The 9,793-nt window shown below is 55.5% G+C and carries 10 protein-coding genes; 5 read left to right on the top strand and 5 right to left on the bottom strand.

Annotated features, from left to right (window positions below):
• Positions 1-394: 394 nt before the first annotated feature.
• Positions 395-1,099 carry an SOS response-associated peptidase gene (locus tag MHX53_RS02240; protein WP_239271115.1) on the bottom strand — a complete coding sequence of 235 codons (705 nt, stop codon included), beginning with the start codon at positions 1,097-1,099 and terminating at the stop codon, positions 395-397.
• Positions 1,100-1,193: 94 nt separating this feature from the next.
• On the opposite strand from MHX53_RS02240, the gene MHX53_RS02235 reads away from it, so the two are divergent.
• From MHX53_RS02235 to MHX53_RS02215, 5 genes are all read left to right on the top strand, one after another.
• Positions 1,194-1,688: a MarR family transcriptional regulator gene (locus MHX53_RS02235; protein WP_343212343.1), complete on the top strand. Its 495-nt coding sequence runs from the start codon at positions 1,194-1,196 to the stop codon at positions 1,686-1,688.
• 53 nt (positions 1,689-1,741) lie between these two features.
• Positions 1,742-2,905, top strand: a complete 1,164-nt coding sequence (locus MHX53_RS02230) for an acyl-CoA dehydrogenase family protein (RefSeq protein ID WP_239271113.1) — start codon at positions 1,742-1,744, stop codon at positions 2,903-2,905.
• Positions 2,906-3,952, top strand: coding sequence for an enoyl-CoA hydratase/isomerase family protein (locus MHX53_RS02225; protein ID WP_239271112.1), 1,047 nt, complete (start codon positions 2,906-2,908; stop codon positions 3,950-3,952).
• Positions 3,949-4,722, top strand: a complete 774-nt coding sequence (locus MHX53_RS02220) for an enoyl-CoA hydratase (RefSeq protein WP_239271111.1) — start codon at positions 3,949-3,951, stop codon at positions 4,720-4,722. The genes MHX53_RS02225 and MHX53_RS02220 overlap by 4 nt, the downstream gene beginning before the upstream one ends.
• A 147-nt stretch (positions 4,723-4,869) precedes the next feature.
• A complete protein-coding gene (locus tag MHX53_RS02215; RefSeq protein ID WP_239271110.1) occupies positions 4,870-5,856 on the top strand; it encodes a nitronate monooxygenase family protein in 987 nt (328 codons plus the stop codon).
• 97 nt (positions 5,857-5,953) lie between these two features.
• On the opposite strand, the gene nrdF is transcribed toward MHX53_RS02215, so the two are convergent.
• Genes nrdF through nrdH form a run of 4 tightly spaced genes read right to left on the bottom strand, consistent with a single transcriptional unit; the run spans position 5,954 to position 9,753 of the window.
• A complete protein-coding gene (gene nrdF, locus MHX53_RS02210) occupies positions 5,954-6,928 on the bottom strand; it encodes a class 1b ribonucleoside-diphosphate reductase subunit beta (RefSeq protein ID WP_102239238.1) in 975 nt (324 codons plus the stop codon).
• Positions 6,929-6,955: 27 nt separating this feature from the next.
• The gene (nrdE, locus tag MHX53_RS02205) at positions 6,956-9,118 is read right to left on the bottom strand and encodes a class 1b ribonucleoside-diphosphate reductase subunit alpha (protein WP_239271109.1); all 2,163 of its coding nucleotides are present in this window, start codon (positions 9,116-9,118) and stop codon (positions 6,956-6,958) included.
• The gene (gene nrdI / locus MHX53_RS02200; protein ID WP_102239236.1) at positions 9,088-9,501 is read right to left on the bottom strand and encodes a class Ib ribonucleoside-diphosphate reductase assembly flavoprotein NrdI; all 414 of its coding nucleotides are present in this window, start codon (positions 9,499-9,501) and stop codon (positions 9,088-9,090) included. Before nrdI ends, nrdE begins: the two co-directional genes overlap by 31 nt.
• On the bottom strand, positions 9,502-9,753 hold the full coding sequence (gene nrdH, locus MHX53_RS02195) for a glutaredoxin-like protein NrdH (protein ID WP_239271108.1): 252 nt from the start codon (positions 9,751-9,753) through the stop codon (positions 9,502-9,504).
• Positions 9,754-9,793 lie beyond the last annotated feature (40 nt).

Below are 9,793 nucleotides of genomic sequence, written 5' to 3'. Positions count from 1 at the left end.
AGAAAAAATCAAGCCAAATCAATCTGAGAACCAGAAAAAATAAAAAACTGGCATCACAAAAACAAACAAACACGCTATTGAGTTGAAAAAGAACACACACACAAAAACACTCACCAACACAAAGCCGGCTCACGCTAAAGGTGGTTTTGCCTCGATCGAGGCAACTTCTCCATCTTAGAACAGATTTTATTTCTTGGCAAGTCTGCGACTCGCAAGTCCTGAAAATCTTCCCGGATGTTCACCTCGAAGTCGTTTCCGTCCTTGAGGCGACAAGAAAATAATCTATGTCATTTACAGCGGGCTTGCAACCTCGCAGAGCGTGACCCTCGTAACACTGCGAGAACGCTACGAGACAGGCGACCCGCAAACGACCTCGGCGCACCTCAATCCCGCGCTAACTCTCCACGGACTCCATAAGTTCTGGTCCGTCATTACGCACGTTCCCCACGGCTGTCGAAACGCGGTACCGCTCCACTCGATCCACATCAACGTCACGCAGCACGGAGTCAAGAACGCCCAAGGCATCCGCTTTCGTTTCTGTGGGTTCGCACCACCGGTCAATACCCGAACGATCCAGAACAACAGGCATACGGTCATGCACAGATTCCAAGTGCCCATGCGAGGGCATCGTCAATATCGTGGTGGAAACGTACCAGCCGTCAGCGACACGTGGGTCGGATTCGGGAACGCCCAACGCCTCGCATTTGGCAAACTCATAGAGCCCAGCTAGAAACAACCAACCGTCACCATGCATAAGCCACGGAGTCTTTTCCCCGGCTTCAACAGCCCATTCGTAATATCCATTCACAGGTATTGCGCAACGGCGACGCACAAAGGCGGAACGAAACATGGGCTTTTCTGCGACAGTTTCACTACGGGCATTAAATGCACGGAACCCAATTTTCAGATCCTTTGCCCACCCGGGGACCAGCCCCCACCCGGCAGTCTCCAGTCGTCTGTCAATCTCACCTGCATCGCTCACCGAGTCTAAGACGATAGGCAACGCAGACCCGGGTGGCACGTTATAGCGCGGAGAGAACGCATACCTTTCGTGTTCAACTCCGAGTTCACGACCGACATCAGCTGGGTCTGAAGCCATGTTTAAACGTCCGCACACACGTCGATCGTGGCACGAGACGACATTCGTGGCAAGATCTTTCGTCATAAGGTGGGAATGCCAAGGAGGTTACACAGTGACGCACTTTGACCCGCTTGAAGAAGCTAAACGCAAATGGATCGACGACGGGAACAGTGAATACGCCGACGGCATGTCATTTGTCACGTCGATCATGCGTTCGCACCAAATCATGTTGGGGCGTGTCGAAGCAGTTTTGCGCCCCATGAATCTCACGTTCGCTCGCTACGAACTCCTCACACTTCTTCGCTTCACAAAGACCGGCAAACTTCCCACCTCGAAAGTCTCCCAACGACTTCAAGTCCACCCCACAAGCACCACCAACGCGGTCGACCGCCTCGAAAAAGCCGGGCTCGTCACACGTGAGGCTCACCCCAACGACAAACGCACGACACTCGTTTGCCTCACAGAACAAGGTCGCGCACTGTCTGAACGCGCAACTGTGGCTCTCAACGAACAGGTGTTCGCCTCACCGGGCCTCAACACCAAGGACCTCACGCGAATCCTTGAGCTACTCGCCAAGCACAGAAAAAGCCAAGCAAATTTACTTTGACGTCCAACTAAATGCGCATAACATGGTGACCAACACCACGAATTGGAGGTTCCATGGCGCATTCAGCCGCTGCACTCAGTTTTGGACTGACAGACGATCAACGCGAAATCGCTAACATGGCGCGTACGTTCGCCGATGAAATGATCGCTCCCCACGCACTCGAGTGGGACGAAAACCACCACTTCCCCGTCGACGTCATCAAGCAGACGGGTGAACTTGGAATGGCGTCAATCTACGTTTCAGAAGAATCCGGCGGTTCAGGACTGGGCCGTATGGACGCCGCCCTCATCTTCGAAGCTCTTTCAACAGCATGCCCCGCGGTTGCTGCCTACATTTCCATCCACAACATGGTTGCTTGGGTTCTCGACAAGTTCGCCAACGACGACCAAAAAGAACGGTGGCTCACGCCTCTCACCAACTTCGACAAGCTCTCCAGCTACTGCCTGACAGAGCCAGGTGCCGGCTCCGACGCGGCAGCCCTTGCCACCTCGGCGCGCCTCGACGGCGACCACTACGTCCTCAACGGTGTCAAGCAGTTCATCTCCGGGGCAGGATCCTCTGATTCCTACCTCATCATGGCTCGCACGGGCGACGCCGGCGCAAAGGGCATCTCCGCGTTCATGATCGACAAAGACACCCCAGGGCTGTCCTTTGGCGCGAACGAAAAGAAAATGGGCTGGCGCGCACAACCTACCCGCCAGGTCATGCTCGACAACGTGCGCGTACCCGTCGAAGACCGCATTGGCGACGAAGGCACTGGCTTCAAGATCGCCATGGCAGGACTCGACGGAGGACGCCTCAACATTGGAGCGTGCGCGCTGGGTGGAGCACAGTCCGCACTCGAAAAAGCCGTCACCTACATGGGCGAACGACAGGCTTTCGGGTCCGAAATCAACCAATTCCAAGCACTGCGCTTTGAAGTAGCCGGAATGCAGGCCGACCTCGAAGCCGCACGCTCCCTCCTGTGGCGGGCCGCCTCGGCGTATGACGCCAACGACCCCAACACCACCCTGCTGTCAGCCATGGCAAAACTGAAGTCCACTGACATCAGCTTTGACGTGGCTAACCGTGCCCTGCAGATCTTCGGCGGATACGGATATCTGGCAGAGTATGGAGTGGAGAAGCTGGTTCGCGACCTGCGCGTACACCAGATTCTTGAAGGAACGAACGAAATCATGCGCGTCATCATCTCGCGCAAGAGCACAGGAGTTGCGTAAATGCCAGAAACGGCCGAACCGCAAGTAATTGTCAACATCGACAACGGTCTAGGACGCATCGAACTGAACAAGCCCAAAGCGATCAACGCACTGGGCGTGGACATGATCAACACCGTCAACGAGGCGCTCGGCGCGTGGAAGGACGACGATTCGGTCCGCGCAGTGCTCATCACGGGTCGCGGTGAACGCGGGCTGTGCGCCGGCGGTGACATCAAAGCGATCTACAAGGCGATCACCGAAGGCAGTGAAGACAACTCGAAGTTCTTCCGCCATGAATACTTCATGAACTACACGCTTTCGGAGTACCCCAAGCCCGTGATCGCTGTCATGAACGGCATCACCATGGGTGGCGGTGTAGGAATCTCGGCTCACGGGTCGGTGCGTATTGTCACCGATTCCACCAAGATCGGAATGCCCGAAACCACGATCGGCCTGTTCCCTGACGTGGGCGCTACCCACATTTTGGCGCGCATGCCGCAGCACGTGGGCATGTACCTGGGGCTGACCGGCCTTCCGATTGGCGCTGGTGGCGCAATCGCGTACGGCCTGGCTGACTACTATGTTCCGGACGCCTCGGTACCTGAGTTGGTTAAGGCTCTCGCGGAAAACCCGGGGGACGTCGCCGAGGTCGTTGCCCAGTTCGCGCAGGACGCACCTTCCGCTGAGCTCACCGACGATGCTTCGTGGATCGCTGAGTGCTTCGCCAAGGACTCGCCTCAGGAGATTGTGAAAGCGCTTCGTTCGCACGAATCGGAGAAGGCCCAGTCCACGGCCGACCTTCTTGAGACCAAGTCGCCACGTTCAGTTGCTGTCACGTTTGAACTGATCCGCCGGGCAACGTCTCTGTCGCTTGCCGATGTTCTTGAACAGGACTTGCGTACCGCAACGAACATTGCCAAGTACCCAGACCTCACTGAGGGAATCCGCGCGCAGGTCATCGATAAGGACCGCAACCCCAAGTGGAACCCTGCGTCGCTTGCCGAGGTTGACCCACAGGAAGTCGAATCCATCATTACTACCCCCGTACAAGACAAGGTGTTTTCATGAGCTACGAAACAATCAAGTTCGAAACCGACAACGGTATCGCAACCATTACTCTTGACCGTCCTAAGGCGTTGAACGCGTTGAACCTGCAGGTTCTCACGGACGTCACCGAAGCAGCAGCTAGGGCCGACGCAGACGACGACGTGCGCGTCATCGTGATCACCGGTGAAGGCCGTGCGTTCGCTGCCGGCGCCGACATTAAGGAAATGAGCGAACTCGACTTCGCAACGGCGTACCGCGCCGACTGGTTTGAGGGCTGGAACCGTTTGGCCGCAGTGCGCAAGCCTGTGATTGCTGCTGTCAACGGCTTTGCTCTGGGCGGCGGTTGTGAACTGGCAATGATGTGCGACATTCTCATTGCAAGTGACAAGGCCAAGTTCGGTCAGCCAGAAATCAACCTGGGCGTCCTGCCTGGTATGGGTGGTTCACAGCGTCTTACCCGTGCTATTGGTAAGGCTAAGGCTATGGACCTGTGCCTGACCGGACGCATGATGGACGCCGAAGAAGCTGAACGTTCCGGCCTGGCAGCCCGCGTGGTTCCTCACGACGAACTGCTGGACACCGTTTACGAGGTCGCAAAGACCATCGCAAGCAAGTCGCTCATCGCCTCAGCAATGGTGAAGGAAGCCGTAAACGCTTCGTTCGAAACCACTCTGCAGCAGGGACTGCTGTTTGAACGTCGCCTCTTCCACTCCACTCTGGCTACGCAAGACCAGAAGGAAGGCATGGGCGCGTTCGTGGAAAAGCGTGAGCCTAAGTTCACCGACTCCTAAGACTCACGCGACGTAACGCAAACACACTTCGTCGAGACCACCCGTTCAACGGGTGGTCTCGTTTTGTCCCAAAACGTGACGCAGATTATAGTTCTAGGCAGACTGAACGTTCGTTTTATCACGGCAAGTTTTCGAAGGAGACAACTCGTGTCAAACCTCCCTGAAGTTTTGCGCACGCCACTCGCGGCCCCCATTATTTCTTCCCCTATGTTTATTGCCTCTGGCCCCGAACTCGTGAAAGCGCAGTGCCAATCAGGGATCATCGGGGCGTTTCCCACACTGAATGCTCGTCCGCAAGAGCTTCTGGACGAATGGCTCACCGACGTCGAAGAGTCCAACGCTCAGTACGCCGAAGCCAACCCCGACTCGCCTGTGGGCCCACTCGCAGTCAACCTCATCGTCCACCGGACGAACAACCGACTGGAGCACGACCTCGGCGTTGTTGTTGACCACAAGGTACCCGTAGTGATCACGTCGCTGGGTGCGCGTGAAGATGTCATCGAAGCGGTCCATTCCTATGGCGGTATTGTTCTGCACGACGTGATTAACAACCGTTTCGCTCACAAGGCAGTTGAAAAGGGCGCGGACGGCCTCATTGCCGTGGCAGCAGGTGCTGGTGGTCACGCGGGGGCTTTGAGCCCATTTGCTCTGGTCCGCGAAATCCGCGAATGGTTCGATGGTCCGTTGGCGCTGTCCGGCGCGATTGCACACGGCCACTCGATCCTTGCCGCGTTGGCTGCCGGTGCTGACTTCGCGTACGTAGGTTCGGCGTTCTTGTCCACCTCTGAGGCCAATGTAGTCGACGGCTACCGCAACATGATTGTTGACTCATCAGCCGATGACATCGTGTACTCCAACTTGTTCACCGGCGTTCACGGCAACTACTTGCGCGGCTCAATCGAGGCAGCCGGGCTGGACCCTGACAACCTGCCGGTATCTGACCCCACCGCGATGAGTTTTGAGTCCACGGACTCCGGTGAGCAGGCAAAGCCAAAAGCGTGGAAAGAAATTTGGGGTTCGGGCCAGGGAATCGGGCACATCAGCGCGTCGAAACCGGCGCGCGAGCTCGTCGCTGACCTTGTGCGCGAATACCAGGCTGCGCAAGACGACCTGCGTAACAAGCTGGCCCGCTAGCGCGCCTCCCCCTGCAAGGTAGGTCACCGGTTTTTGGCGAAGTTTAACGGCCGAGGTGGTACCACCTCGGCCGTTTGAACGTCACCTATTTTGGGGTTTAGAAGTCCCAGTCGTCGTCTTCGGTGTTTTCAGCCTTACCGATCACGTACGAGGAACCCGATCCGGAGAAGAAGTCATGATTTTCATCGCTACTTGGTGACAGTGCCGACAAAATAGCCGGGTTCACGTCCGTCACAGAGGATGGGAACATCGCTTCATATCCCAGGTTCATGAGCGCCTTGTTCGCGTTGTAGTGCAAGAACTTCTTGACATCTTCAGCGAGACCAACGGAATCGTAGAGGTCGTGCGTGTAATGCACTTCGTTTTCGTACAGTTCGTACAGCAGGCTAAACGTGTAGTCCTTCAGTTCCTCACGACGTTCCGTCGATTCCGTAGCCAGACCACGCTGGTACTTGTACCCGATGTAGTACCCGTGAACGGCCTCGTCACGGATAATCAGACGAATCAGGTCCGCAGTATTGGTTAGCTTAGCGTGTGCCGACCAGTACATGGGCAAGTAGAAGCCCGAGTAGAACAAGAATGACTCCAGCAAGGTAGAAGCCACCTTGCGCTTCAGCGGATCGTCACCACGGTAGTAGTCGACGATGATCTGAGCCTTCTTCTGCAGGTTCTGGTTCTCGGTGGACCAGCGGAACGCTTCATCGATCTCACGCGTGTTGCACAACGTGGAGAAAATCGACGAATACGACTTAGCGTGTACCGACTCCATGAACGCAATGTTGGTGTACACCGCTTCTTCGTGTGGCGTCAAAGCGTCCGGAATCAGCGAAACAGCGCCAACGGTTCCCTGGATGGTGTCCAGTAGAGTCAAGCCAGTAAACACACGCATCGTCAGCAACTTCTCGTCATCAGTGAGTGTTGCCCACGACTGAACGTCGTTACTCAGCGGAACCTTCTCTGGCAACCAGAAGTTGGCCGTCAGACGGTCCCACACCTCCATATCGACGTCGTCTTCGATACGGTTCCAGTTAATCGCGTCCACATGAGACACCAACTTAAGCTTTTCGCTCATTCTTATCTCCCCTTGAAGCCCGCGCGCCTACAGCATGCAGGAAACGCAGCCTTCGACCTCGGTCCCCTGCAATGCCATCTGACGAATACGAATGTAGTACAACGTCTTAATGCCCTTACGCCAAGCGTAAATCTGCGCACGGTTGACGTCACGTGTGGTAGCGGTGTCCTTAAAGAACAGCGTCAGTGACAGCCCCTGGTCAACGTGCTTGGTGGCTTCAGCGTACGTGTCAATGACCTTTTCATACCCAACCTCATACGCGTCCTGGTAGTACTCCAGGTTGTCGTTCGTCATGAACGGCGCAGGGTAGTACACGCGACCGATCTTGCCTTCCTTACGGATTTCAATGCGCGACGCGATGGGGTGAATCGATGCCGTTGAGTTGTTGATGTACGAAATCGAACCAGTTGGTGGCACAGCCTGAAGGTTCTGGTTGTAAATTCCGTACTTGGCTACGTCATCACGAAGAGTCGCCCAGTCGTCCTGAGTAGGAATGTGGACGCCCGCCTTCTCAAAAAGGTCAGCTACCTTCTGCGTGCGAGGTGCCCACTCCTGCTGCGTGTACTTATCGAAGTACTCGCCACTTGCGTACTTGGAACGCTCAAACCCTTCGAACGCGACCCCACGTTCTTTAGCAATTTCCATCGAGGCGCGGACCGCGTGGTAGGTCACGGTGTAGAAGTACATGTTGGTGAAGTCCAGGCCCTCTTCAGAGCCGTAGTGGATGGACTCACGTGCAAGGTACCCGTGCAGGTTCATCTGGCCCAGACCAATTGCGTGCGACATGTTGTTACCGCGCTCAATCGATGGAACCGAGCTGATGTTCGACGTGTCCGAAACCGCTGTGAGACCGCGGATCGCCGTTTCAACCGTGCGGCCGAAGTCATCCGAGTCCATCGCCATAGCGATGTTGAGCGAGCCCAAGTTACACGAAATGTCTTTACCGACGCGCGCATAGGACAGATCTGCGTTGTAATGGCTTGCTTCGGACACCTGCAGAATCTCCGAGCACAGGTTCGACATGGTGATCTTGCCGTCAATGGGGTTAGCACGGTTCACGGTGTCTTCGTACATGATGTACGGGTAACCGGATTCGAACTGGATTTCAGCCAGAGTCTGGAAGAACTCACGCGCACGGATCTTGGTCTTACGGATTCGAGCGTCGTCGACCATCTCGTCATACTTTTCCGTCACTGAGATGTCCGAGAACGGAACACCGTACACCTGTTCAACGTCATATGGGCTGAACAAGTACATGTCGTCGTTGTTCTTCGCCAACTGGAACGTGACGTCCGGAATCACCACACCCAGGCTCAGCGTCTTAATGCGAATCTTCTCGTCGGCATTTTCACGCTTGGTGTCCAAGAACTTATAGATGTCCGGGTGGTGAGCGTGGAGATACACAGCGCCCGCACCCTGGCGCGCACCCAGCTGGTTGGCGTACGAGAATGAGTCTTCGAGCAACTTCATCACAGGGATCACGCCCGAAGACTGGTTCTCAATCTTCTTAATGGGCGCACCCGATTCACGGATGTTGGTCAGGCTGAACGCCACACCGCCACCACGCTTTGACAGTTGCAGAGCCGAGTTGATCGAGCGACCAATTGACTCCATGTTGTCTTCGATCCGAAGAAGGAAGCACGACACCAGCTCACCGCGCTGTTTCTTGCCGGCGTTGAGGAACGTCGGAGTCGCTGGCTGGAAACGACCAGCGATGATTTCTTCTACGAGGTTGCGGGCGAGTTCGCGGTCACCCCGCGCCAAGAACAGCGCAACCATAACGACGCGGTCTTCAAAGCGCTCCAAGTAACGCTTGCCATCAAACGTTTTCAACGTGTAGGACGTATAAAACTTAAATGCACCCAAGAAGGTTTGGAAGCGGAACTTCTTGGAGTACGCCAACTTCGAAAGTTCAGAGATGAATTCGAAGTCGTACTGGTCTAGCACTTCCTTTTCGTAGTATTCGTGCTCAATCAGGTAGTTGAGCTTCTCAGAGAGGTCGTGAAAGAAGACCGTGTTGTTGTTGACGTGCTGCAGGAAGAACTGGCGTGCAGCCTGACGGTCGCGCTCAAACTGGATACGACCGTTTTCGTCGTACAGATTAAGCATCGCGTTAAGCGCGTGGTAGTCCAGGTCCGTTTCTTCACGAATGATGGCTTCTAGGTCGCGTTCGTGCGCAGTCGTTGACACAGTGTTTCCAATCCTTTGTCGACTTTCTCGACGTCGTCTTGCGTTCCGAGGAGTTCAAACATATAGAGCACTGGCACCTGCAGTTTTGCAGATACCAGTTTCGCTGCTCGGCAGTAGTTACTTCCGAAGTTGGTGTTTCCGGCGCCTATGACTCCGACAATATGTTCGCGGTTTACAGGCTGTGTGAGAAACTTCTTGACTTGTTTGGGAACCGATCCGCGGTTAGGTCCGGCTCCGTATGTAGGTGTGATCAGTACGTACGGTTCGTGTACTTCGATCGTGTCTTCGCTTGTGAGGAGGGGAAGTCTACGACTCTCATGCGAAAGCTTCTGAACGAAGCGGTGGGTGTATTCCGAAGGTGACGAGTAGTAGACAACCAGCATTTAGGCCACGCCGGATGACGACACAGCGCCACCACCGCCAAGCATAGCAATCTTGTCGGGGCGGAAGCCTGACCAGTGGTCGTCGTCGGTCACAACGACTGGGGCCTGCATGTACCCCATTGCCTTAACAACGTCGAGAGCGTCGGTGTCAACGCTCAAGTCAATCGAACGGTACTCCAAACCACGAGCGTCCAATGCGCGGTATGTTGCGGTGCACTGTACGCACGCTGGCTTTGTGTACACGGTAATCATGTCTCTCCTCATCACGTTTGCAGGTGTGCGTGGCCGGTCG

It is taken from the genome of Brevibacterium sp. ACRRH, from assembly GCF_022346365.1.
Taxonomy (GTDB): domain Bacteria; phylum Actinomycetota; class Actinomycetes; order Actinomycetales; family Brevibacteriaceae; genus Brevibacterium; species Brevibacterium paucivorans.
This window is presented reverse-complemented; position numbering and strand designations above follow the sequence as displayed.